The organism is Paraburkholderia sp. EB58 (genome assembly GCF_050436665.1).
In the GTDB taxonomy this organism is placed as follows: domain Bacteria; phylum Pseudomonadota; class Gammaproteobacteria; order Burkholderiales; family Burkholderiaceae; genus Paraburkholderia.
In genome coordinates, this window is sequence record NZ_JBNDMQ010000024.1 from 120,185 (window position 1) to 144,555 (window position 24,371).

The following is a 24,371-nucleotide window of genomic DNA, read 5'->3' on the forward strand; positions in this document are numbered from 1 at the left end:
CATGACCACACAAGACAAAAAACCGGCCCGCCGTATTCTCTCGAGCCAGCTTGACCGCGAATCGATCCTGATCGATGCACGCCGTGAACTCGACATGCCGTCACGGCGCCTGTTCGGCAAACAGTTGCTGACGCTGGGTGGCCTGTCGATGCTGACCGGTTGCTCGCTCACCGACGACAAATCGGTGAACGCGTTTCTCACGGCTGTCTCGCGTCTGAACGATCGCGCCCAGGCCTTTATCTTCGATCCTCAGCAACTCGCACCCACCTACACCGAAGCGCAGATCACGCGGCCGTTCCCGTTCAACGCGTTCTACGACGTCGACCAGGCGCCCGTGGTCGACCCCACGGACTACCGACTGAAAGTGAGCGGTCTCGTCACCGGCCAGCGCACATGGACCTTGCCCGAGCTGTACGCGCTGCCGCATGCCGAGCAGATCACGCGACACATCTGCGTGGAAGGCTGGAGTGCGATCGGCCGCTGGGGCGGCACGCCATTCGCCGATTTTCTGCGCCGCGTTGGCGCCGATACGAGCGCGAAGTACGTCGGCTTCAAATGCGCTGACGACTACTACGAAAGCATCGACATGGCGACGGCCCTGCATCCGCAGACGCTCCTCACGTTCGAATACGACGGTGAGCGTTTGCCCGCGAAATATGGATTCCCGATGAAGCTGCGCATGCCGACCAAGCTCGGCTACAAGAATCCGAAGCACATCGTCGAGATGTTCGTCACGAATACGTACCCTGGCGGCTATTGGGTCGACCAGGGCTACAACTGGTTCGGAGGCTCCTGACGCGCGCGGGTTGGGCCCGACCCTCGAGCGGCAGAAGCTTCGGAAACACGCCGGCATGACCGGCTCTCTCTATCCACAACAAACGGAGTAATCCCATGAAGAAGTTCGCAATCGCAGCACTGGCCGTGGCTTTTCTGACAAGCGGCACGGCAGCCTTCGCACAGGCAAGCGGAGCCATGTCGAATGACGCGATGTCGCACGACACCATGAAGAAGGACAGCATGGCGAAAGACACGATGGGGAAGGACGCCATGAAGCAGGACAATATGTCGAAGGACTCCATGTCCAAAGACACGAAGAAGGGTAATGATGCAATGGGCATGAAGCACGAAGCATCGGGCGCGATGGCCAACTGATCCGGGTTCCATCCCGGGTTCGTGTGAGCCATTCAGGCGTGGCAAGCTCAGGCCGGGGTAAATCCCCGGCCTGACTGTTTGACGGATACAGAATTTACGATTCTTTCATGGCTGACTGACGGCGTTCCTGCATAATGCTGCGGTGCGCTGAACGGTTGGCGCACCAGGGTGCTCGCCGGCTTGCCGGCGAATACCCGCTGCTGTCAGGCGGCTGAGGTTGCACGGCGTATCGTGACGGCCCGGGCGCCTTGATGGGCCTGTATTTGCCGTCCCTCGTCATTCTCCCTGTTCTACCGCCATGTCTTTCAGTCTTGCCCGTCAGGCCGCATTCGCAATGCGGCGCCCGCCATCCGGCCTCAGGGTCACCAGCGGGGGCGCAAGGCCTCGAACGGTAGAGGCGGGTTGAACGCATGTCGCTGCAATTTCCCCGCCGTTTTCCACTCCGTCTGCCCCAATCCCGTAACGGCCGGATCGCGCTCGCGCTCGGTGTCGTCTACCTCGTGTGGGGTTCCACCTATCTGGCCGTGCACGTGGCGCTCGGCTCATTCCCACCGCTGTTGATGTCCGGCTTGCGCAACCTGTTTGCCGGGATTGGCCTGTTCGTGTTCGCCGCGCGCCGCGACCCGGTCTGGCCGAGCGCCGCCGAAATCCGCAACGCCGGCCTCGTTGGCACGATGCTGGTCGGGCTGTCGAGCGGCATGCTGGCCTACGGGATGCGCACCGTCGGCACCGGCACGGCCGCCGTGATGGTGGCCACGGTGCCGTTGTTCGCCACCGTCATTGCCGCCGTAGCGGGGCGCAAGATTGGGCGGGGCGAATGGTTTGCGGTCGGCCTCGGTCTGGTCGGGATTGCGATTCTGAGCCATGGCGGCGGCGCGAGCGGTTCGGCCGGCGGCAGCCTGGCGATTCTGTGCGGCGCGCTTTTCTGGGCCGGCGGCGCTCATCTCGCCGGCCGCCTGAAACTGCCGTCGGATCTGTTTCTGTCCACCTCGTTGCAGATTGGCCTCGGTGGGGCGATGTCGACGATCGTCGCCTGGGTTTCGGGCGAGCGCATGGCCGAAGTGCATTTTCTGCCGGTGCTGGCGTTTCTCTACCTGATGCTGGTGGGCACCATGGCCGCGTATGTCGCGTATGGCTATCTGATCCGGCACACGAGCCCGATCATCGCCAGCAGTTGCATGTACGTGAATCCGGTAGTGGCCGTCGCGCTCGGCGCGCTACTGCTCGGCGAGCCGGTGACGAGCGCGACAGTGATCGCGACGGTCGTGATTCTGGCGAGCGTCGGCTTGTCGTTCTGGTTTGATCGCCGGCGCGTTTCGGTGTGAGTTTATTTGTTGGCGCTGCGGGTTGGTGGTTGCCGCTTTGCTCACCTCCAGTTCGCGAAGCTCGATCACGCCACCTCGCACATCCAGTTCCAAGATTGCGCCTGCGTCGATCTGCGAATCGTTGATCGCGTCGTGACCTAGTATGACGCGGATCGGGCTTTCGCCCTCGTTGTAGGCGGTCATATTCATGATTTAACGCTTCAAAAAATGCTCGCGGCGCTGGGAGATGGAACCCATAGGCACACGTGATCCCATTCCGATGTGAGCATCTACGCCCGACATATTTTCGGAGTTTCCTGACGCATTTCTCAGATGCGTCCAATATCGCGTTTCGACTACAAGAGGCAGGCTCCAGGGATAAGTATTTCGACCCCGCAGGAGACTGACCCGTGAAGCCTTTAAAGCAAGACACACCCCATAAATTCACCTATTTGTTCGCAGCCATCGGCGTGCTTCTCGACGGAGGAGACACCCATGCGTAAGGCAGCGGTGAGGCACGGCGACCCGACCACGACGCGTGGTTTTGTCATAGCTTACTCGTCCACGATTCACGACGACGGCAAGAAGGTTGCGCTGAGCGGCGACGAAGCAACCTGCGGCAACTGCAAGGGCGTATTCAAGATATTCGGCACCGGTCAGGGAATGTCCGAAAAGGGGCGCGTCGTGGTTGTTGACGGCGATCAGGTGCTGTGTCCGTGTAAAGCCCTTGCGAAGCAACAAGGAAACTGACAATGCCAAACAAACCGACGGTAGTTAGAACGAACTCGTCACCCGGTTCCGTTAAGGTGGTAGAACTGAAGGTGCTAACTTTTGAGGATCTGTGGGATAACTATCCCATCGGCAACCCTTACGATAATCCCGCATACAACGATCAGTGCGCCATTCGCATGAGCGTCACGTTTCACGGCGTGGGAATCGAAATGAAGTCGTTCTCTGAAAAGCTGATCAAACCCCTCTCCGGTCAAAAGAGCATTGGGCGAATTATTCTCGATGGGAAGGCCACGGCGACCCGAGCGGACGAGTTGGGCGAATGGTTGAGATTGCAGCCGTTCGCCGGATTGCCCAAGGCAGAGGATATTACTGGCGCAGACTGGGAATCAAAGGTCAAGGGCCGAACGGGGATCATCCAGTTTTCGCGTTACTGGGCGCGGGACGGCGAAGGCGCGGCGAACGCAAGCGGCGGACATATTGACCTATGGAACGGCTCGCGGTTGACGATTAGCAGTGCGCCGGATGCCCTTGCAACGCTTAGCCGACGCCTTGGGTTTTCATCGTTTCGGCAAGGTGCGACGGTGTTGCCAGACATTAGTTGGTCCGATCTTGCCGGGTCGAAGTCGATTTTGTATTGGGAGATCAAGTGAAACGATGCGCGGTGAGCTTCGGCGGCTTTGCCTACGGTCTCTGCTTTACGTGGCTCTGCCTATCCGTGCTAAGTCATTTCCACTGGTCGCGCCACCATGATCGGATAGCGACGGGATGCCGTGAAATCGGAAAGTGCCCCTTCCCTTGGTGGGGCTGGCTATTTCTGAGTTTGTACATATTTGGCCCTGCAATTATTCTCGCGATGATTAACGCAGTCGCATGGCAAAGATGGTCGGTGAGAAAATGGGCCTGCAGTTGCTTTGGCGTAACGGTGTTGGTTCTTGCGCTATACGCAGCGGATTACTTTGTGTAAAGCGCGATGCGTGGAATAGCCGTCGCACGGTGTGTTTGTCATAAGGCCGACAGATACCGGCGACGCTAAGCCACCTGACAAATTTGGTAAAGCCTCCTTGATGGCTGATCGAAACATGATTCGATCCGATGTGTAGGTACGCAATGCAGGGGGCGTGGGCGAACTGGGGCGCTAAAGGACATGCGCTACAACCGCGCCGCCAGTTCCGCCCCTTCCCGAATAGCCCGCTTCGCATCCAGTTCAGTGGCGAGTGCCGCACCGCCGATCACGTGATAGCGCGGCCCGTCAACTGGCGGTATGGCAGGCTGCAGATCGCGCAACGAATCCTGGCCGGCGCAGATCACGATGGTCTCCACGTCGAGCCACTGCTCGGTGCCTTCGCGCGCGATCTTCAGGCCACGCTCGCCGATCTCCAGATACGTCACACCGTCGAGCATACGCACGCCGTTGCGTACCAGCGTGGCCCGATGGACCCAGCCTGAGGTCTTGCCGAGCCCCGCGCCGAGCTTGCCCGCCTTGCGCTGTAACAGCCATATATCGCGCACGGGTTGCACAGGCAACGGCCCCTTGAGACCGCCGCGCTCGCGCACCGTCAGGTCGACACCCCATTCATCGAGCCACGCGTCGCGCGGCTGCGGCAACGGCTCGCCGGGATGATGCAGCAGGAACTCGCTGACATCGAAGCCGATGCCGCCCGCGCCGATCACCGCGACGCTGCGTCCCACCGGCGCGCCGCGCAGCACGTCGACGTAGGTCAGCACATTCGGCCCGTCGATGCCGGCAATCGCCGGTCGTCGCGGCACGATACCGGTGGCGAGGATCACGTCGTTGTAGCCGCCTGTGGCGAGCAGCGTCGCATCGACGCGCGTGGCGAGCCGCACGTCGACACTGTGCCGCTGCAACTGGCTCTGGAAATAGCGGATCGTCTCGCTGAATTCCTCCTTGCCGGGCACGCGCATCGCGAGATTGAACTGTCCGCCGATCGTTGCGTTCGCATCGAACAGCGTCACGCGATGGCCGCGCGAAGCGGCCACCGTCGCCGCCGACAGTCCCGCCGGACCCGCGCCCACCACGGCGATCGCACGCGGCGTCTCTCGCCCGGCAAGCGGCCGGTACACCAGTTCCGTTTCACGTCCTGCACGTGGATTGACGAGGCAACTCGCGCGCCGGTTCTGGAACGTGTGATCGAGGCAGGCCTGATTGCAGGCAATGCAGGTATTGATTTCGTGCGTGCGTCCCTCGGCGGTCTTGATGACGAAGTCGGGATCGGCAAGCAGCGGCCGCGCGAGCGACACCAGGTCGCCGGCACCCTGGGCGAGCAGGTCTTCGGCGACCTCGGGCGTGTTGATGCGGTTCGAGACGATCACCGGCACCTTGACGGCGGCCTTCAGGCGCGCGCTGAGCGGCGCAAAGGCGGCGCGCGGCACCGAGGTCACGATGGTCGGCACACGCGCTTCGTGCCAGCCGATTCCGGTGTTGAACATCGTTACGCCCGCCGCTTCGAGCGCCTGCGCGACCTGCACGGTTTCGTCCCACGTGTTGCCGCCTTCCACCAGATCGATCAGCGACAGCCGGTACACCACGATGAAATGTTCGCCGCACGCGGCGCGCACGCTTTCGACAATCTCCCGCGCGAGTCGCAACCGGTTCTCGAGGCTGCCGCCATAACGGTCGGTGCGCTGGTTGGTGCGCGGACAGAGGAACTGGTTGAGCAGATAGCCTTCGCTGCCCATGATCTCGACGCCGTCGTAGCCGGCGCGTTGTGCGAGACGCGCGCAGCGGGCGTAATCACGCACCGTCTTCGCGATACCCGCGAGTGTCAACGCCCGCGGCTTGAATTTCGAAATCGGCGACTTGAGTGCCGACGCGGACACCACGAACGGCTGATAGCCATAGCGCCCCGCGTGCAGGATCTGCAGCGCGATCTTGCCGCCTTCCGCATGCACCGCCTCTGTTAGCAAACGGTGATTGCGCAGGTCGAACACCGAGTTCAGCGTGCCGCCGAACGGCAGCAGCCAGCCTTGCCGGTTCGGTGAGATGCCACCCGTGATGATCAGGCCGGCGCCGCCCTTGGCGCGCTCGCGGAAATAGGCGGCGAGCTTCGGGTAGTTCCAGAAGCGGTCTTCCATGCCCGTATGCATCGAACCCATGACCACGCGGTTGCGCAAGGTCGTGAAGCCGAGGTCGAGTTCGGAGAGTAAGAGTCGGTAAGGCATGCAACGGGCCTTGTAAAAGTGGGGTGCGCACGAACGATACACCGCGCCTGGCTCCTGGCTTCCGAGGAAAAATTCTAATCCTTCGAACTCGTTGACCACCAAGCCGCTTCCACGCCACCGGCGCCAGTCTGGTGCACGCGGCACACCGATTGCTGAATGCGAGCGTCACTAATGCACACGTCCCATATCGACCGGCCCTACGGGACCTGGCATTGCGCGCCGGGTCCCGCAGGGGGGCAACAACCTGAAGCGGTTCGGCGTTTCGCCGGCCGCGTCATGTGCACTAGGGATATGGAGGGGGCGTCGCCAAAACGATCCCGCCAGCCACTGTTCGAGTCATTCGCTCACGCGGTAGCTGGCGTATCGGGCGCTCACATAACTAATGGGTCAAGGCCCGACATCGAAATAGGTGAATACATGAAGCTCATCCGAACCATGGCGGCGCTGGCTGGCGTTGCGGCCGTTTTGACGGCGTGTGGCGGCAGCGGCAGCGACGCGGCGAAAACGCTCGGGATCACTGATCCGGAAATCCACTTCATCCACGCCATTCCCGGCGGGCCGGCCGTCGACTTCCTTGTCAACGGCAAAGCACCCGGTGGACAGACCAACATCAACTATCTGGGCGTGACGAATTTCACCAACATCAACACGGGTAACACCAACGTCGCGTATGCCGACACGGGCACGACCACGGCGCTCGCGAGCGGCAACTTCCCGGACGCTGCCAATGGCCATGAGTACACCGTGATCGCCTTGCCTGGGCTCACGTCGCCCGGTATCGGCCTGATCGACGATCCGTTCGACAAGGGGCTGCTCTCGAGCGATGCTCGCGTGCGCGCTTTCAACGCGTCGGCGAATGCGACCAACCTCGATCTGTATATCGTGCCGGCGGGTACCAACATCAACACCGTGAGCCCGACAATGGCCGGCGTGCAGTTCAGCAATGCTGTGCCGGCTACCGGCCAGGACTCGGAGTATCTGTCGGGCGGTACGTATGTCGCGATCGCCACGGCGGCCGGCAGCAAGACGCCGATCTTCCAGTCCGCGGGGTTCAGTCTTGGGAACAACGCCGACTGGCTGGTGACGACGGTGCCGATCGCGGGCACCTTGAGCCAGTTGTTGCCGGGCCAGATCCATTTGCTGGTGGCACAGGGCGGCAATACCGGTACGCCGGCGATCGAATTGAGCAATACGCTCACGGGTCAATAAGCGGTGGGTCAATAAAGGTTAGTGAGCGGTTAATGAGCGGTCAACAACGATCAAAAGCGGTTCATAAGAACGGGGGGATGTAGATTGGCCAGGCAGGGAGGGGCAGGGCGGCGGTCCACCGGCGGTGGATCGCCGCTTTGTTTATGGTGCGATGAGAGCGTGAGTTGAACGTTTCCAACATGACAAGTCAGTTTGCTGTGCTGACAAAGTAACCGCTTGCATCTTCGCGGTCTTCGCGCTGGCGAACGTCAGATACAAAAAGGCCCGTCGCGCGAACGCGTCGGGCCTAACTTGCTAATCGCCTTGAAGCGATCTCGACGGCGCCGCTCGGGCGCCATCAAGCCGCGCTACCAAGGATGCGTTACTTGGCCTGCTCGGCGGAATTGGTCAGGTCGTGGCCGCCGTTCGAAATATCCTGACCGGCGCCTGCCATGGTATTGCAACCGGCGAGTGCTGCAGTCCCTGCAATGAGAAGCAAAGCGATGAGTCGAGTCATGAGTGTTCCCCTTTCAAGAATGCATTCGATTGACGCGCCCGACTGCTGGCGCGCGCTTGCTGTCGTCCGACCGGGCATCACGCCAGCCGATCCGGTCTGATTGCATCTTAAGAAATGGGGTGTTTCAGCGCTGTCAGCCCGGTTGCGATTTTGGTGTAGGCGTGGTCCGTTGTTCGCGTCGGAGCAGTCCTACAGCGCCGTGTCCGCTGGCGGAGCGTCGACCGAGGGTCTGGCGGAGCTAACGCAGGGCATCACCACGTGAATATCGGTGCCGCTCAGGACGCCACGCCGGATATCGAAGCGCCCACCGTGGGCCGCGACGCGCTGGCGCATGCCGAGCAAACCGTGCGTGTGAGTGCGCTTGAGATCCGCGGGCATGATGCCGACGCCGTTATCGGCAATCGACAGCGCGACCTGGGCATCCTCGACCTCGAGGCCGATCGAGACGCGCGACGCGCGGGCGTACTTCGCCGCATTGGTCAACGATTCCTGCGCGACGCGGAAGAGCGCGATTTCGGTCTGCTCGTCGAGCTGGATATCGTCCTCGGGCAGTTGCAGGTCGAGCGTCCAGTTGTTGCGCTGGGCGGCTTCGTCGGCGAGCGTGCGCAGGGCAGTCACGAGGCCGAAATTCGCCAGCACGGTGGGCCGCATGTCTTCGATGATGCGGCGCTTGAGCGCGATGCCCTGATCGAGGTTGGCCAGCGCGCGCTTGAGCTTCTCGGACACCGCCGGTTCGCTGTCCTTCAGTTTGCGGTTGGCCCAGGCGACATCCATCTTGCTTGCGGTCAGAATGGCGCCGAGTTCGTCGTGCAGTTCGCGCGCGAGCTGGGTTTTCTCATTCTCGCTGACAGCCTGCAGGTGCCAGCCCAGCGCTTCGAGCTGGCGGGTGCGCTCGGTGACGAGCTGGTCGAGTTCCTCCTGCTGGGTGACCAGCTGACGCTGCACGCGCGCCTGGCGGTCGATCTGAATGCCGAGATTGCGAAACAGCAGGAGGAACAGGACGATATTCAGCGCCGACAGCGCCGCAGCACACAGCGTCGAGATGCGCTGATCGGCACGGCTCGCGTCGAGGGCATGTTGTGCCCGGTTCGCCTCGTTATCGCGCAGCAGCGACAGCGTGTTGTCGACGAGGGAGCTGTCCACCGCCGCGCCGCCGCTCGCGGTACCGCAGGCGGCCAGTGCGAGCGGTTGCGGCGCGGCCTGCTGCAGTGCAGCGGCGCCTGCGCCGATACGCGCGTCGATCAGCCCCATGACCTGGGTGAAGCTCGCCAGCTCCGCACTGTCCGCTTCGCGGCGCCGATAGTAGACGTTCAGCTGCTGGGCAGTCTGGCGCAGACGGGCCGCCGTCGCACAATAGGCTTGCGCGTTGGCCGTCTGCTTCGTCAGGAGAAAGTCGCTCTGGTAGGCGCGCAGCAGCGCAAGCTGGCTTTCCAGCGTGCTTAACTGCACCGTGACGTCGCGGGCTTCGAGGGCGCTCTCGTACTCGGCGGCGATGCGCTCGCGGGCCGTTTCAAGGATCACGAGGCCGCCCACCGTGATGACGATCGCGACCGTCATCGCAATTGCCCAGCTCCGGTTACGCATCCATTCGTTGAGTCTCGTTGCCACGGTCAGGTCTCGCTCCCTTTGCATGCCTTGGTTCTTCTATGAGCCATCAGTGTAGCCGTCGCGGCGCCCGAACGGTCGGGCGGTGGGGTGTTCTCGCCCCATCGTAACGCGCCTGTAATGCCATGTCGGCGGATTCCCACACGAAAAACGGCGTGAGCCCGAATGCGGTGCTCCCGATCGATCATTAGGATGACTGTGTCAGTTCAATCTTCGTTTCCGGAGGAATCCATCATGCTGAAGTGGGCCTTGATCTTCGCGGTGATCGCTCTGATCGCCGGCTTGTTCGGTTTTACCGGCATTGCAGCCGGCGCCGCGGCGATTGCGAAGTTCCTGTTCGTGGTGTTCCTGATTCTCTGCGTGTTGTTCCTCGTGCTGGGCTTTGTGGTCACGAAAAAGATCGTTGATTGACATCCAATTCAGGAAGGAGAGCCGTCATGCTTCACTACGCAATCGTATTCTTCGTGATCGCCATTATTGCCGCCGTGTTCGGCTTTACCGGCATCGCGGCAGGTGCTGCAGAAATTGCCAAGATCCTGTTCTACATTTTCCTGGTTGTGTTCGTCGTGACGTTGCTGCTCGGTGTGTTCCGAACGTAGACGCCGCCCGTCTCCGCAACCGGCGCATCAGGCGCGATTCGTGCGGGATGCGCAGTTCCCCCTACCGGATAAAGGAGCAACACAATGTCTAACAAGCCAGCCAGCCAGTCCCGCGATCCCTTCGTGATGGATGTGCAGAAGATTCGCGACGAGGCCCGCAAGCATATGTCCGATGGCTCGGTCACGCAGGGTTACAGCGCCGACAAGGATACGGTGCTCAAGCTGTTGAACGATGCGCTTGCAACAGAAATCGTCTGTGTGCTGCGCTATAAACGCCACCATTTCATGGCCAAGGGCATCAACTCGGAGGCCGTCGCGGCGGAGTTCGCCGAGCACGCCACTGAGGAACAGGAGCACGCCGACCGCTTTGCCGAACGCATCGTGCAACTGGGTGGCGAGCCCGATTTCGCGCCTGACGGCCTGAAAACCCGCTCGCATTCGGAGTACAAGGAGGGCGACAACCTCACCGACATGATCCGCGAAAACCTGATCGCCGAGCGGATCGCGATCGACACGTACCGCGCAATCATTCACTACCTGGGCGAGAACGACATCACCACGCGGCGGATTTTCGAGGAAGTGCTGGCCGTCGAGGAAGAGCATGCCGACGACATGGCGGACCTGCTCGAAGGCCGCGAGTGAGGTCGCACGGCACGCATGGGAGGCACGTTTCGCCTCCCTTCGGGGCGAGACGTCATTACAATGTCTGCTCTGGAGCGGTCTTCACTGCACCTACGGGAAGCCGATGATTCGAGTGTTGATAGCCGACGATCACGCGATCGTCCGAGGTGGGTTCAGACAGTTCGTCGCCGACGAGCCGGATATGTGCGTGGCTGCGGAAGCCGCGACCGGCGACGAAACCATCAGCCTCGTGCGCGAACAGGCTTTCGACGTGGTGCTGCTCGATATCGCGATGCCGGACAAGAATGGCATCGACACCTTGCGCATCATCAAGCAGGTGCGCCCGGAGCAGGGTGTGCTGATCCTCTCCGGCTATCCGGAGAGCCAGTACGCCATCAACCTGCTGCGGGCGGGCGCCAATGGCTATCTGAACAAGGATTGCGAGCCCGACGAGATCGTGCGCGCGATCCGCGCCGTGGCGCGTGGGCACCGCTATCTCTCGGAGGCGGTGGCCGACACGCTGGCCGATAATCTCGACAAGCCCACGGCGGGGCGTCCGCACGAGGCGCTGTCGGAGCGGGAATTTCAGATTTTCTGCAAGCTCGCCGCCGGGCAGATTCCAACGGATATCGCAGAGGAACTGCATTTGTCGGTGAAGACGGTGAGTACGTATCGGGCGCGCGTGCTGGAGAAAATGCGTCTGACCAATAACGCGGATCTGACGTACTACGCGATCAAGAACGGCTTGATCGAGTGAGTGGCTAATTGAGCAGGTAAGTGAGCAGGTAAGTGAGCGGATAAGCGACCCGGTAACAGAGCAGGTAACCGGGCGAATAACGTGGGGCAAAGGAGCCATGCGCAGCGACGCGCGGACCAATGCAATGAGCAGCGATTCGACCTCTCTCTCCAACGCCAACGCCGGCCAGCCGCCTTTGCGGGTGCTGCTGATCGAGGATTCGGCGTTGATCCGCCGCAGTCTCGTCGAGGCGATTGACGCGTCGGGGGTGCTGCACGTCGTCGCCTACGCCGATTCGTCGGACGAGGCGATCGCGCTGCTGGCGGACGAGAGCTTCGATGCGGTGATCATCGACCTGCAGCTCAAGCAGGGCTCGGGCGTGCCGGTGCTGGCCTACCTGCAGCGCGAGGGGTTGATCGAAAGCACCTTCGCCGCAGTGTTGACCAATCATGCGCTGCCGGCCTATCGCGAACGCTGCCTGCAATACGGCGTGCGCCATTTCTACGACAAGTCGTTCGAATTCGACCGCGTCATCGACGCCCTGCACGACTACGCCCACACGCGCAGCCAGGGGCAGCCGCCGCAAGCGTGAGGCGCCGGCTCCGGCGCCCTGCAACACATCATTCGTTCAGGAAGTTGCAACAGGCTGCGGCGGCTTGCGCAGGTGGTTCCATGCGCCAAGTCCTACGAACACCAGCCCGGCGATGCTCACGCCAATCCACCCGAAAGTCGGCCAGACGATCGCGCCGACCGCCGACCCCGCCGCACCGCCGATGAAATACGCCACCATGTACACGGTATTCACACGGCTGCGCGCGTGCGGCGAGAGTGCGTAGATGCGCGACTGGTTGGAAATCTGCGCGGCCTGCACGCCGACGTCGAGAATGATCACGCCCACCACCAGCCCGGCGATGCTCGCGGCAGACAGACCGAACACGACAAACGACACGGCGACCAGTCCGATCGCCACGGTGATGATGTCGCGCGGCCCGCGACGGTCGGAGAACTTGCCGGCGAGCGGCGCGGCGAGTGCGCCGGCTGCACCGACGATGCCGAACAGTCCCGTGGCCTGAGGTCCCAGATGGAACGGCGCGCCTGCCAGCAGCAGCGCCAGCACCGACCAGAAGATGCTGAAACTGGCGAAGAGGCAAGCGCCGGTGAGCGAGGCCTCGCGCAAGCCGGGGTGTTCGAGGATCAGATGCCACATCGAGACCAGCAGCTTGCCGTAGGGCAGCGTCGAGGTCGGCTTGCTTTTAGGCAGGCGCAGCCAGATGACGACGGCGAGCGCCAGCAGCGCGACGACCGAGACGCCGAAGACCGCGCGCCAGCCGAAATACTGGGCGACAAAACCTGCCGCGGTCCGCGCCAGCAGAATCCCCAGTAACAGTCCGCTCATCACGGTGCCGACCGCGTGGCCACGGCCGGACGGCGGCGCGAGTTCGGCGGCGAACGGCACGGCCTGCTGCGCGATGGTGGCGAGCACGCCTATCGCGAGGCTCGCGACGATCAGGACCGGGAGGTTCGGTGCCGTTGTAGCGACCACGAGCGCGATGCAGATGCCGGCGATCTGCAGGAGCATCAGCCCACGCCGGTCGAACCGGTCGCCGAGCGGCGCGAGCAGCAGCATGCCGGCGGCATAACCGAGCTGCGTGACGGCCGGCACCGCACCGACCCATGACGCGCTATGCGGGAAGGACTCCCGGAAGTTGTCGAGCAGCGGTTGGTTGAAATAGATGTTCGCTACGGAGACGCCCGCGATGGTGGCGAGCAGCAGCAACAGGCCGCGCAGCGAGCGCTCGGCGGCGGGGGAGGTGGTGGAATCGGAAGTGGACATGAGCTCGGGCCTTCGACGGACCGCCTGAATGGACGGTCCCCAAGCGTGCCGATCATACCGGAGCAGGGCGGATCGTGCTGACGGGCTGTTGGTTTGCTTGAGGTCTGCGGTTCGCAGTTTTCAGTGCAATCGCGGCGCGTACGCAATACCTTCGTCTCGCATTGACACTCGTCGCGCACGTTGGCGCCGACGTGGGCGGTCACCACACCGCTTCGCAATCCTCAGTCAATCAACGCGCCTCCCGCCTCGTAGAACGGATACGGGCCCTCAGCAGGGTTGATGTACGCATGATGCGTCACCAGCCCGCTCACGGCGTCGTAGCGGTGCAGTGCGAACGCGGGTGGCTCCATCGTGAACGCGGACGGCGCGTCGTCGCGCAGATCCAGCGCTACCTGGTGCGCGGGCGCCGGTACCGCTGAGGCGATCGTACCGCCAAAGCGCATGAACATGGGCCGGTGCACATGGCCGCAAATCACCCGCTCGACATTCGGATAGCGCGCAATCAACACCTCTAGCCGTTCGGCCGCTTGCGGGTCCAGACGCAGGGCGTCCATATGTGCAATGCCGCACGCGAACGGCGGATGATGCAAGGCGACGATTACGGGCTGGCCTCGCGCTGCGTCCAGTTGCGCTTCGAGCCAGGCAAGACGGGCATCGCAAAGATTGCCCGCGCTTTCGCCCGGCACCAACGAGTCGAGCGCGATGAGGCGCAGCGGCCCGATATCGGCCGCGTAATGCACGAAATCGCCCCCCGTGCGTAACTCGGGGCGGTCGCTGAACTCCCCGCGCAGGGCGGTGCGGTCGTCGTGGTTGCCGACCAGCAGGTAGTACGGAATCTCGAGCGGTGAGAGCAGCGTCTTGAGGTGCGCGTATTGCTCCGGGTCGCCCTGGTCGACGAGGTCGCCCGTCATGATCACCACGTCGGGACGCGGCTTGAGCGCATTGAGCGCCGCGACGCAGCGGGTAAGCGCGGCGGCTGTATCGACGCGCCGGTAAGCGAGCGCGCCGGCCCGTTTGATATGCAGGTCGCTGATCTGGGCTAGCAACATGGGGAAGTGTCCTTATGGATTCGCAGGTATTCGCAATGATTCGCAGCTGTTTACACGGATGCGCGGCAGGGCGGCAGACTCGGCTTACACCTCACGATAGCGCAATCAGCGCTTCCGGGGCGATCGAAATGCCCACAGGCGTGCCGCGCGCGAGTTCGACCCGGCCGGCGACGTCGACGATCAGCGCATCGGGCGCCGCTCCGCCTATCGTCAGGCGGGTGCGCTCGCCGAGGAACGCTGCGGCTTCGATCGTTCCGCGCAGATGGGCGCTGGCAGGATCCGCCAGGTAGGCGTCTTCGGGCCGGAAAAACAGTTCGTTGTGGGCCGCCGTCGCCGAGTCCGCTGAGTCCGCTGAGTCCGTTGAGTTCGCGGTCCGCGAAGGAAGCGGAACTGCACCGCCAGTCGTGGTCAGCACGCCGTCACGCCGCTCTCCGGCGAGCCGATTGATGGTGCCGACGAACTGCGCGACCGTCCGATTCGCCGGACGGTAGTAGATGTCGCGCGGCGTGCCGATCTGCTCGATGCGCCCGGCACTCATCACGACGATGCGGTCGCCGAGTTCCATCGCTTCGGCCTGGTCGTGCGTGACGTAGACGGTGGTGATGCCAAGTTCGCGCAGCAACGTGTTCATTTCGCTGCGCAAGGCGTCGCGCAGCCGGGCGTCGAGGGCGGTGAGCGGCTCGTCGAGCAGCAGCACGCGCGGTTGCATCGCCAGCGCCCGCGCGAGTGCGACCCGCTGACGTTGGCCACCGGAGAGCTGGTCGATCGGTTTGTCGGCATGGGCGGTGAGCCGCATCATCGCGAGCAGCTCGTCCACACGTTGACGCGTAATCTCCGCCGCCACGTGCTTGATTTTCAGGCCATAACCGATGTTGCCGCGTACCGTCAGGTTCGGAAACAGCGCGTAGCTCTGGAACACCATGCCTACCTGACGTTTCTCGATGGGCAGCGCGGTGACGTCGTCATCGCCAAAGGCAATCCGGCCGCCCGCATCCGGCGATTCGAGGCCGGCGATCATGCGCAGCGTGGTCGTCTTGCCGCAGCCGGATGGCCCAAGCAGCACCAGCGTCTCGCCGGCGCCGATCTGCAGATCCAGCGGCTCGAGCACGCGCGTGCCGCGAAACGTCTTGGCGCATTGCGTGAGCGTGATGGGAACGGGAGCGAGTTTCATGGTGTGTCGTTGGAGCGGGTTGAATCTGGCTGATGTGACTGGTGTGACGCAGGCGACTGACGTGATTGCCGTAATGCCAGGCGTTTGGTCGACGTATTGCGCTGGCCGGTGGCATCGACGCCGAGCCATTGCATCGCGACCAGCAGCGGCATGGTCATGATGAAAAACAGAATGGTGTACGCGCTGCCGATCTCGATGCGCAGCGACGCGTAGGTATCGGCGAGACCCACCGGCAAGGTCTTGGTGTCGGGCGTATGCAGCATCCAGGTGAGGTTGAATTCGCCGATGGAGAGCGTCAGTACCGCCAACGCGCCCGCGACGATGCCCGGCCGCACGTTGGGCAGCACGATGGTCACAAAGCGCTGCAGGAAGCTCGCGCCGAGACTCGCGGCACCTTCTTCGAGCGTGCGCAGATCGGCGCTTGCACAGACAGCGGCAACCGCGCGCACCATGAACGGCAGCGTAAAGACCACGTGACCGACTATGATGAACCAGACGCTCATACGAAACATCGTGAAACCGCCGTAGACCACCAGCAACGCGAGCGCGGAAGCGAGACCGGGCAGCGCAATCGGCAGCACCAGAAACTCTTCGATGAGGCGCGACAGGCGCGTCTTGCTGCGCGCGAGCACATAGCCGGCCGGCACGCCGGTCAGGAGCGTGATGACGAGGGTCGCCGCCGCCACTTCGAGCGACAGGAACACCGACGCGTGATACTGCGTCCACACCTTGATCAACCAACGCAGCGTGAGACCGCTCGAGACGCCCTTGAAGTAGTTGACGGTGAGGCCGGCCATGATCGACATCACGACCGGCACGATCAGAAACGCGCACAGCAACAGCGTGACGAGCCATTGCCCGGCGGCGAGCAGCGTGCGCGATGACAGGCGGGGCAGGGCACGGCGCCGCGTGGCAGGCGCAGAGGGCGGCGGCGCCGCGGGCCTGGCGGTATGGGTGACAGAATTCATGAGCGAGTCTTCATTTGTATAGGGCATGTCCCGCACTCAAGCGCTTGCTGCGACCGCCGAACCTGTAACGCTGCGCGCTAACGCCAGCACAAGCCAGGTGACGAGGCCGAGCACGATCGACAGCCCCGCGGCCGTCACCATGTTCGCGTTCAGCGTGAACTCGGTGTAGATGGTCATGGGCAGCACGTCGATGTCGGTGGCGAGCGTGAAAGCGGTGCCGAACGCACCCATCGCGGTGGCGAAGCACACGGCGCCCGCCGCAATCAGGCCCGGCGAGAGCGCGGGCAGCACGATGTCGCGCATGATCTGCCAAGGCGAGGCGCCGAGCGAGCGGGCCGCTTCTTCAAGCGACGCATCGAGCTTGGTCGCCGAGGCCATCACGGTGACGATCACGCGCGGAATCGAGAAGTACAGATAGCCAACAAAGAGCCCGCTCATCGAATAGGCGAAGACCCAGCGGTCGCCGGTCAGCTTGAGCGAAAACGCGCCGATCAACCCCTGGCGCCCGGCCAGCATGATGACCATGAAACCGACCACCACACCGGGAAACGCCAGCGGAAACGTCAGTAGTGCTAGCAATGTACGCTTGCCAGGAAATTCGCGTCGCGCGAGCAGCAACCCCGAGATCACGGAGAGCACCAGCGTCGTCGCGGTGACGGCGGCGGACAGCACGACGGTGGCGCCGAGGCTCGTCATATACCGCGCGTTGGTGAGCATCGTGCGGTAGGTGTCGAACGCGTGACCGTTGCCGCTCAACTGCGCTAGCGCGCCCATCGGCAGCAGCCAGAAGGCGATAAAAACCGCGAGCGCCGGCGCAATCAATGCGATGCGCCAGCGCAGCGGAAAAGTGACATCGTTCAATGCATCACCTGAAGATACTGTTCGCCGAAGCTTTGCTGCTTCTCGGCCATTTTGCCGAAATCGACCGCCTTGGCACGAGCATAATCGCTTGCGGGCAGGAATTTGGCGGCAGCTTCCGGGCTCATGGCATTGGCGCGCACCGGACGCAGATACGCATTGGCCCACAGCTTCTGGCCTTCGTCGGACAGCACGAAGTCGAGCACCTTCTTGCCGTTCGCTTCATGCGGCGCACCCTTGACGAGGCTCATCACATACGGCACCGAGATCGTGCCTTCCCGCGGAATCACGAATTCGACGTTGGCCTGATCCTTGTACTTGGCGCGATAGGCGTCGAAGTCGTAGTCGAGCAGGATGGGAATCTCACCGGAGAGCACGCGTGCATAGGCGGTCTGCTTCGGCACGATCGGCGCGTTGGCCTTGAGTTTGCGGAACCAGTCGAGCCCCGGCTGGAAGTTGTCGAAGCTGCCGCCGAGCGCCTGATTCACCGCCACGGCACCCGCATAACCGACGAACGCGCTCGACGGATCGAGGTAGCCGATCATGCCTTTGTACTCAGGCTTGAGCAGGTCGGCCCACGAACGCGGCACCGGCTTGCCTTCGAGTGCGTCCTTGTTGACGAAAAAGCCCAGCGTGCCCGAATGGATCGCGAACCAGTAGCCTTGCGGGTCCTTCAGATTGGCGGGGATGTCGTCCCAGTGCGCTGGCTTGTACGGCTGGATTACGCCTTTGTCTTTCGCCTGGAAGGCCGACGACACGCCGAGATAGACGACGTCCGCGACCGGGCTTTTCTGCTCGGCCATCATCTGGGCGATGGCCTGGCCGGAGTTCTTGTTGTCGAACGGTACGCGGATGCCGGTCCTGGCCTCTATCGCCTTGATCTGGCTCGCCCAGTCGGCCCATTCGGGCGGGCAGTTGTAGCAGATCGCGGTTTCGTCGGCGTAGGCGGCGTTCGGGGCGACGAGGGTTGTCACGGCCGTCATGGTTGTCAGGGCCGTTAGGGCAGTGGCTACGAGGGCCGAGGCCGACAGCACGCTGGCGCTCGTGCGTTTGAGCGTCGCGGTCAAGGTACGCAAGAGCGGACCAAAGCAGGTGGAACGGCGGGTCAAAGCGGGTCTCCTTGGAAGGAAAGGTGCGAGAGGCGTGCGTTATACGTTAGTGACGCGGCGGGGCGCGCGAAGCGGCCGACTGCGTTGTTATCAGGAGCGGGGAATGCGCGCTTATGCTTATACAAGCGGCTGCATCGAGCGGACGCGCGGCGCTTCGCTCGTGCTCGAGATCGCGGCGATCGTTGCGCCTTCGCGCAATGTGTGAGGCAGTGTGAGCGTGAGCGAGGCATCCGTGTAGGTGCCCTCGATGCGCGCCAGCAGCCGTCGCCAGGCCGCGCAGCCGATCTCGCGATTCGGCGCGCAGATGCTGGCGAGCGGCGGCTGCAGCAATTCGCCCATGGCGAGACCGTCGAAGCCGAGAATCGACATATCCGTCGGGATCTGCAGACGCGCCCGACGCAGACCGCGCATCACGACCATCGCGAGCAGATCGTTGCTGCAGAAGAGGGCGGTGGGGCGGTTTGGGCCGTTGGTCAGATGCGCGAGCACGGAGGGCGCGAGCTCGTCGGCGTTGAAATCGATTTCAAGCGCTGGGGCAGGCGTGAGCCCCGCCTGTTGCATGGCCTGCGCGTAGCCGAGGTGGCGCAGACGCGCGCGATCCGAGGCGGCGAGCGTGCCCGCCAGCATCAGGATGCGGCGATGGCCGTGGGCGATCAGCATGCGCACGCCGTCGTAGGCGGCGAGGCGGTTGTCGACCGAGACCGACGAACGGCGCACCGTGTCGTTGTGCATCAGAACGTAGAGGAGGCCGTCGCGGTCGAGTTCGTCGAGCAGCGGGTGGGTATCGGCGTCGGCGACGGTCAGGATCAGGCCTTCGACGCGCTGCTGGCGGAGCGTCTCGATGGCGTGGCGCTCGCGGTCGGCGTCGTACTGGGTGGTCATCAGCATCAGACGGTAGCCGTGCGCAGAGGCCAGTTCGTCGATGCCTTGCAGGCACTCCGCGAACACCGGATTGGCGATCGTCGGCAGGATGACGCCGATCAGGCGGGTGCGCTCGCCGCGCAACTGGCGGCCCAGCGGGCTCGGGCGAAAGTTGAGGGCGTCGATCGACTGGCGCACCTTGTCGAGCGTGACGGGGTTCACGGTGTGGGGCGCGTTGATCGCGCGCGAAACCGTGGCAATCGAGAAGCCTGCGTGTGCCGCGACATCCTTGATGGTGGGAGTCATCGCTGTCGTTTTCACTCGGGTTGTAAACGTTTTCGTCGAGGGAATTATCGGTATGCTTTGTGACTGTGCGATGACTCGGGACGCGCGGGTTTGGTGCGGCCGCGACGCAATGGTAGAATCGCGTCCGCCCTGCCGGGGTGATGAAATTGGTAAACATAGCGGACTTAAAATATTGAGTGCCCGACCGGAAACGGCCGGTGCAGAACCCCTCAAATTCGGAGAAACCCCTAGTTTCGCGCTGAGCGTGGGATTGAGGCAACGCCGAGCCAAGCCCGCCGTCGCAAACATGCGAGGGTGCGGAAGGTGTAGAGACTAGACGGGGGGCGCCTAAGGTGGCATGAAGCCGCGATGGCGAAGGCATAGTCCAGCGCACGAACGAGGATGCCGCCCGGTATCGTCGGCGTCGAAAGACGTGGTGTGACGAAAATCCGCCGCTTAACAGCTTGCCGGTTCGAGTCCGGTCCCCGGCACCAAGAAGCCTTCCGACAAGTTCCGGTGAAATCCAAGAGATGGCCGCCACATAAGGGTTTTCGGATTTTTTGATCTAGCATCTTCTAAAGTTTTCCGTGTGCAGCCGGCAGAAATTGGTGGCATTTTTGGTGGCATGTGTTCGATCTTTGGCCATCGTGATCGGGAAATACCACCATGCCGCTTATCGACAAGCAAGTCGGGAACGCCCAATACAGTCAGGGCGGCACCGGTAACCGCTTGTCCGACGGCGGACGTATGTATCTGCAGATCGATAAGTCCGGCGCGAAATACTGGCGCATGAACTACCGCTTTGCTGGGAAGGGCTTCGAGCTCCAATCGCTTTTTGACAACTTTTATCGCCAGTTCGAAAAGCGGATACTCCAGCGGTCAGAGGCTGAAAAGCAGGAGCGGATCCAAAACCGGAGGGAAATCTCGGAAAACCTGCCGGTGGATTATTTCACCCGGCTGCTGCCAGGGGCGACCGTACCTTGCACCTCGCCTGCCAACGACCTGCCCGCGCACATCAAGTCGTTGGAAGCGCTTGTCGGGGCACCCTGCGAGCAGGGACAGCGGTACCTAAAATATTTGGAAAGTGGCGACGAGGTAGACATCTTCGGGCTATACATCGAGCACAACAACTACGCAATGCACGCGGACGAGATTTCGAATAACTGGACGCAAGCCATTTTTCGATCAGCAAGCGCCAAGGCCCTTCTGCATTATTCAACCGCTACTCCGTCAAAGCCGTTCCCGTCGTCTGACGCAGTTTCCCCACTATGACGGCGCTCCATAGCACCATGGTTCAGATGCGGATCGGATCTTCTTTTTGCATGTGGGCGCGCAGTTCGTCATGCGAAATATTGAACTGGGGCGAAATCTTCAGTTCCGTGCCAAGCGTCTCGGGCGACTCATCCACGCCGAAACCAAGCGACTTGGTAGCTTCGAACATTACGCCGCCCGGGGTGCGCACGTAGACCGACTCGAAATAGCCACGGTGCTTACGATCGGAGAAATCGGTGAAGCCCATGCCTTCGGTATCGAATTTGACCTTGGCCTGGACATCGTAATCAGGTACGGCAAAGGCGCCGTGATGCACGATGCCGGCCGACAGGGTCCAGGTGCCCTGGCGCAGGTCCGGCGCATGATGGATGTCTATACGCTTGCCGGCGCCGCCGTCGTCTACTTCGTAGCGGGTGAAGGCCCGGTCGGTGGCTACCTTCTCGAATGCCCAGGCTTCCTTCATGAAGGTGTCCATGTCTTCGAGTTCGCGCACCGTCACGGTCCAGTTGTGAAAGCCACGCACGGCATAGCGCTCCGGCACGTATTCCGACTTCCAGGGCGTGCGGGTGTCGGTTGCGTCTTCGACGATTTCGAAGTCGATGCCGGCATGCTGTACCTCCAGATACTTCTCGCCGAAGCGCTCGGATTCGCGCTGAATCTTGATGCCGTTCTTGCCGAAATGGTCGCGCCAGAAATCAAGCGAGCCAGCCGGCACCGAATAAGCAATGGCGGTGAATTGGCCGGAACCCTTGCGGCCGACCAGGCCGGAACGGCGCATCGGGAAGGTGGTCATCACCGTACCCGGGGTACCGTCTGCATCGCTGAAGTAGAGGTGGTAGATCGGCATTTTGCCGTCGTAGAAGAGAGTCTGCTTGATGAAGCGCTGGCCGATCACCTTGACGAAGAAATCAATGTCTCCTTGCGCTGTATCGGTGCACAAGGTGATGTGGTGCAGACTTTGAATGGTCGAGCTTTTCATGTTGTCTCCATATGCGAGTTGCGGTGTGTCCTGCCCAAACTGTGCCAACCTGCGTTGCCATGGAGACAACTATGATCGAACCGAAAAGGTGTGGCTATGCCCATTCGCTCATAGGCAAAATGCGCATCCGGCATGAGCCTGGTTCTTACCTGGGAGGGGCAAAGTGCTTTGCTGCAATTGCGGCAGGCAGTCTTCTCCCGTCGCGCATGTTCGAGGGTATGGCGTTTGGGGCGGTCTGAAGTGGGCCGCTTACAGGAAGGAATTGGTTAGGAAAGCGGAATTACCGGACGCGTCGTGCAGCAGCGAACGGAACCGTTTAGGAGCAAGGTCGTTGAACGCGGTCGGACCTTTCAATGCATGTAGCACCAAGTGGCCAGGCTGCACGGCGGCCGATGGCAAACCGGTACACCGGGTACTACTCGGCAAAGACAATAGTGTCCGGCGGGAGAGTTGCTGATCAATTCGGGGGAACGGATACCATAGGAGGAGGATGGGTTCGATAGTATCGATGCAGTAGCCCGGCCATCTACGAGAAGCGCGGGACGGCCATGCCGGGATGGTCGGGCGGGCAGCTCCTGCCTGGATCAGGCTCCGTATTCCCCGGCGGCAAAACGCTCGATGGCCGTCAGAGTGCGTGCCGGCGCTTCGAGCATCGGATAGTGTCCTATGCCTGGAATCACCTCCAGGGAACCCTTGGCATACCATTGCAACGTGGTTGCAACCGCGATTTCGGCGGTATTGGCCGGATCGCGATCGCCTACGATGGCGAGCATCGGTGTCTGCGAACCCTGGACCGCTTGCGAGAAATCGGTTCGCGAGGCGTCCAGGCCATAGTTGGCAAAGGCGGGGGCGGAGATTTCGTGCCACGTTGCCTGAACCACTGCGCTGGCAAAGCGCCGGGTATATTGGTTACTGGTGCCGGCGCTGACGAGGGCTTCGCGCTTGACGCCGTCATGTGCAGCGTCGCGCAGCATTTGCAGCCGTGCCGGATCGCGCGAGCCGCCCTTGGCGGTCATGCCTGCCAGAGAAATCAGTCCACCCAGCCGGCTGGGGATGTCCAGCGCCAACATCTGCGCCACCAGTGCGCCGAAGGAATGGCCGACCAAGGTAATTTCCTTCCACTTCAGGTAGTCGATCAGCTTGACCGCGTCGGTGACGATCTCGCGCAGGGTGTACAAACCCGGGATGTTTTTCGACTTGCCGTAGCCGCGGTAGTCCATCACCGCATACTGGTATGTTTCGCCATCTGCGTATTCCAGCATGGCATCGAACGAGTCCTGAGTGCCCAGCAAGCCGGGTAGCAGCAGGATTTTGTTTTTGCCTACTCCTACGATCTTGAACGTGTTCATAACAAAGTCTTCGCTAGAGATTGAATGGTCAATCCCGTCAGTGGACGCACCGCGGGGCTGGTGAGCAGTATTGAGCAGCACTCGCGAAGGCGCCAGTCCGAACCGTTCATGGACAACATTCCAGGCTGGAATGTGGGGGGGTGCCTGCAGCGCCCGTGCGCCGCAAATTCTTGCCCAGGGTGTGCTCGGTGACGATTTTGGCGGTGGCTCGACAACCGGTCTGGGAAAGGCTATCGCCTTGGAAAGAGGATTACCGATCCCGGCGATTCCGACCACATTTGTGAGCAGCGAGATGACACGTATGTTGAGGATGACTGAAGATAGTAATGCGGGACACCGTTTCGATTTTCCGCGTCGTTGTCGTTAAATTAATGATGTAAAAGTCGTGTCTGTGCCTGGTTATACCTGTCCGGCGTCACCAAATAACCGGTGAACTTGTGTACGCAACCACGCACAAGCTGGATCGTGGAGAAAACGCTCGTGCCAGTATTGCGCGACGGTGAAACCTGGCAGATTGATCGCGCATGGTAAGCAGACGAGACCAAACTCGGTCGCGAGTGTTCTAGCGGCAACCGAAGGGATGGTGAGGACATGGTCGGTATCGCGCAGAAGCATCGCGGCCAGTACAAAGCTTGGAACTTTCATCTTGACGTTGAGCGGAGGGATTTCATCAAGCAGCGTGGTCTCCGCCCGGCCGTGGACGTGCCCCGATTTACCGGCGGATATTACGATATGTGTTTGTTGTTGAAAGAGTTCAGCGTCGAACACTTCGACCTCGCACAGGGGATGGCCGGAACGTACGAGGCAGATATATTTTTGGATCGTCGGCGGAATCTGTGGGTGAATTAGTGTGCGCGGCTAGCCAAGTGAAGCTCGATTCAGATACTGATAGAGCTTGCGACATGTAGCATCAAAGGAGTTTTGTGCAGACTCGGAGATAGCTGGCCAGATGAGGGGGCCGCCGTCTTCCTCGATTAGTTTGTCCAGGAGGGTTGCCACGGG

General features: G+C 62.0%; 25 protein-coding genes. 12 read left to right on the forward strand and 13 right to left on the reverse strand.

Annotated elements, in window-relative coordinates; all coding sequences use genetic code 11:
* Position 1: 1 nt before the first annotated feature.
* The 5 genes from P3T40_RS29560 (at position 2) to P3T40_RS29580 (ending at position 3,838) form a co-directional block, all read left to right on the forward strand.
* Positions 2-796, forward strand: coding sequence for a molybdopterin-dependent oxidoreductase (locus tag P3T40_RS29560; RefSeq protein ID WP_429271246.1), 795 nt, complete (start codon positions 2-4; stop codon positions 794-796).
* Between the two features lie 95 nt (positions 797-891).
* Positions 892-1,152 (forward strand): pentapeptide MXKDX repeat protein, encoded by a 261-nt coding sequence (locus P3T40_RS29565; RefSeq protein WP_429271247.1) that lies wholly within the window; start codon positions 892-894, stop codon positions 1,150-1,152.
* Between the two features lie 410 nt (positions 1,153-1,562).
* Complete coding sequence (locus P3T40_RS29570; protein ID WP_429271248.1) at positions 1,563-2,477, forward strand: EamA family transporter; 915 nt, start codon at positions 1,563-1,565, stop codon at positions 2,475-2,477.
* Between the two features lie 474 nt (positions 2,478-2,951).
* Entirely contained in the window at positions 2,952-3,206 is a 255-nt protein-coding gene (locus tag P3T40_RS29575; RefSeq protein ID WP_429271249.1) for a PAAR domain-containing protein, read from the forward strand.
* A 2-nt stretch (positions 3,207-3,208) separates the two neighbouring features.
* Positions 3,209-3,838, forward strand: a complete 630-nt coding sequence (locus P3T40_RS29580) for a type VI secretion system amidase effector protein Tae4 (protein WP_429271250.1) — start codon at positions 3,209-3,211, stop codon at positions 3,836-3,838.
* A 499-nt stretch (positions 3,839-4,337) separates the two neighbouring features.
* Here P3T40_RS29580 and P3T40_RS29585 read toward each other — a convergent pair whose 3' ends face one another.
* Positions 4,338-6,368, reverse strand: coding sequence for an FAD-dependent oxidoreductase (locus P3T40_RS29585; protein WP_429271251.1), 2,031 nt, complete (start codon positions 6,366-6,368; stop codon positions 4,338-4,340).
* A gap of 417 nt (positions 6,369-6,785) precedes the next feature.
* On the opposite strand from P3T40_RS29585, the gene P3T40_RS29590 reads away from it, so the two are divergent.
* Positions 6,786-7,577 (forward strand): DUF4397 domain-containing protein, encoded by a 792-nt coding sequence (locus P3T40_RS29590; RefSeq protein WP_429271252.1) that lies wholly within the window; start codon positions 6,786-6,788, stop codon positions 7,575-7,577.
* A gap of 361 nt (positions 7,578-7,938) precedes the next feature.
* On the opposite strand, the gene P3T40_RS29595 is transcribed toward P3T40_RS29590, so the two are convergent.
* The gene (locus tag P3T40_RS29595; RefSeq protein ID WP_074300036.1) at positions 7,939-8,073 is read right to left on the reverse strand and encodes an entericidin A/B family lipoprotein; all 135 of its coding nucleotides are present in this window, start codon (positions 8,071-8,073) and stop codon (positions 7,939-7,941) included.
* A 189-nt stretch (positions 8,074-8,262) separates the two neighbouring features.
* A complete protein-coding gene (locus P3T40_RS29600; protein ID WP_429271253.1) occupies positions 8,263-9,705 on the reverse strand; it encodes a sensor histidine kinase in 1,443 nt (480 codons plus the stop codon).
* Positions 9,706-9,912: 207 nt separating this feature from the next.
* Here P3T40_RS29600 and P3T40_RS29605 point away from each other — a divergent pair, with 207 nt between their 5' ends.
* The 5 genes from P3T40_RS29605 (at position 9,913) to P3T40_RS29625 (ending at position 12,226) form a co-directional block, all read left to right on the forward strand.
* A complete protein-coding gene (locus P3T40_RS29605) occupies positions 9,913-10,089 on the forward strand; it encodes a DUF1328 domain-containing protein (protein ID WP_429271254.1) in 177 nt (58 codons plus the stop codon).
* Between the two features lie 26 nt (positions 10,090-10,115).
* Positions 10,116-10,277: a DUF1328 domain-containing protein gene (locus P3T40_RS29610; RefSeq protein ID WP_006052455.1), complete on the forward strand. Its 162-nt coding sequence runs from the start codon at positions 10,116-10,118 to the stop codon at positions 10,275-10,277.
* An 84-nt stretch (positions 10,278-10,361) separates the two neighbouring features.
* Positions 10,362-10,919 (forward strand): ferritin-like domain-containing protein, encoded by a 558-nt coding sequence (locus tag P3T40_RS29615; protein WP_429271255.1) that lies wholly within the window; start codon positions 10,362-10,364, stop codon positions 10,917-10,919.
* A 103-nt stretch (positions 10,920-11,022) separates the two neighbouring features.
* Positions 11,023-11,655: a response regulator gene (locus P3T40_RS29620; RefSeq protein WP_429271256.1), complete on the forward strand. Its 633-nt coding sequence runs from the start codon at positions 11,023-11,025 to the stop codon at positions 11,653-11,655.
* A gap of 124 nt (positions 11,656-11,779) precedes the next feature.
* Positions 11,780-12,226 (forward strand): response regulator, encoded by a 447-nt coding sequence (locus tag P3T40_RS29625; protein ID WP_429271257.1) that lies wholly within the window; start codon positions 11,780-11,782, stop codon positions 12,224-12,226.
* A 36-nt stretch (positions 12,227-12,262) separates the two neighbouring features.
* Here P3T40_RS29625 and P3T40_RS29630 read toward each other — a convergent pair whose 3' ends face one another.
* The 7 genes from P3T40_RS29630 to P3T40_RS29660 all read right to left on the reverse strand — a co-directional run bounded on the left by P3T40_RS29630 (position 12,263) and on the right by P3T40_RS29660 (position 19,790).
* Complete coding sequence (locus P3T40_RS29630; protein WP_429271258.1) at positions 12,263-13,468, reverse strand: MFS transporter; 1,206 nt, start codon at positions 13,466-13,468, stop codon at positions 12,263-12,265.
* A gap of 221 nt (positions 13,469-13,689) precedes the next feature.
* Positions 13,690-14,517 carry a phosphodiesterase gene (locus P3T40_RS29635; RefSeq protein ID WP_429271259.1) on the reverse strand — a complete coding sequence of 276 codons (828 nt, stop codon included), beginning with the start codon at positions 14,515-14,517 and terminating at the stop codon, positions 13,690-13,692.
* A gap of 91 nt (positions 14,518-14,608) precedes the next feature.
* Positions 14,609-15,688, reverse strand: coding sequence for an ABC transporter ATP-binding protein (locus tag P3T40_RS29640; RefSeq protein ID WP_429271260.1), 1,080 nt, complete (start codon positions 15,686-15,688; stop codon positions 14,609-14,611).
* Positions 15,685-16,656, reverse strand: a complete 972-nt coding sequence (locus P3T40_RS29645; protein WP_429271261.1) for an ABC transporter permease — start codon at positions 16,654-16,656, stop codon at positions 15,685-15,687. Before P3T40_RS29645 ends, P3T40_RS29640 begins: the two co-directional genes overlap by 4 nt.
* A 36-nt stretch (positions 16,657-16,692) precedes the next feature.
* Positions 16,693-17,517 carry an ABC transporter permease gene (locus P3T40_RS29650; RefSeq protein WP_429271262.1) on the reverse strand — a complete coding sequence of 275 codons (825 nt, stop codon included), beginning with the start codon at positions 17,515-17,517 and terminating at the stop codon, positions 16,693-16,695.
* Complete coding sequence (locus P3T40_RS29655) at positions 17,514-18,497, reverse strand: ABC transporter substrate-binding protein (protein ID WP_429271271.1); 984 nt, start codon at positions 18,495-18,497, stop codon at positions 17,514-17,516. Before P3T40_RS29655 ends, P3T40_RS29650 begins: the two co-directional genes overlap by 4 nt.
* Before the next feature lie 243 nt (positions 18,498-18,740).
* On the reverse strand, positions 18,741-19,790 hold the full coding sequence (locus tag P3T40_RS29660) for a LacI family DNA-binding transcriptional regulator (protein ID WP_429271263.1): 1,050 nt from the start codon (positions 19,788-19,790) through the stop codon (positions 18,741-18,743).
* A gap of 645 nt (positions 19,791-20,435) precedes the next feature.
* On the opposite strand from P3T40_RS29660, the gene P3T40_RS29665 reads away from it, so the two are divergent.
* Positions 20,436-21,041 carry an Arm DNA-binding domain-containing protein gene (locus P3T40_RS29665; protein ID WP_429271264.1) on the forward strand — a complete coding sequence of 202 codons (606 nt, stop codon included), beginning with the start codon at positions 20,436-20,438 and terminating at the stop codon, positions 21,039-21,041.
* A gap of 22 nt (positions 21,042-21,063) precedes the next feature.
* Here P3T40_RS29665 and P3T40_RS29670 read toward each other — a convergent pair whose 3' ends face one another.
* The 3 genes from P3T40_RS29670 to P3T40_RS29680 form a co-directional block, all read right to left on the reverse strand.
* Positions 21,064-22,020, reverse strand: coding sequence for a hydroxyquinol 1,2-dioxygenase (locus P3T40_RS29670; RefSeq protein WP_429271265.1), 957 nt, complete (start codon positions 22,018-22,020; stop codon positions 21,064-21,066).
* Positions 22,021-22,604: 584 nt separating this feature from the next.
* A complete protein-coding gene (locus P3T40_RS29675; RefSeq protein WP_429271266.1) occupies positions 22,605-23,369 on the reverse strand; it encodes an alpha/beta fold hydrolase in 765 nt (254 codons plus the stop codon).
* Between the two features lie 399 nt (positions 23,370-23,768).
* Positions 23,769-24,215, reverse strand: coding sequence for a LysR substrate-binding domain-containing protein (locus P3T40_RS29680; protein ID WP_429271272.1), 447 nt, complete (start codon positions 24,213-24,215; stop codon positions 23,769-23,771).
* Positions 24,216-24,371: the final 156 nt, after the last annotated feature.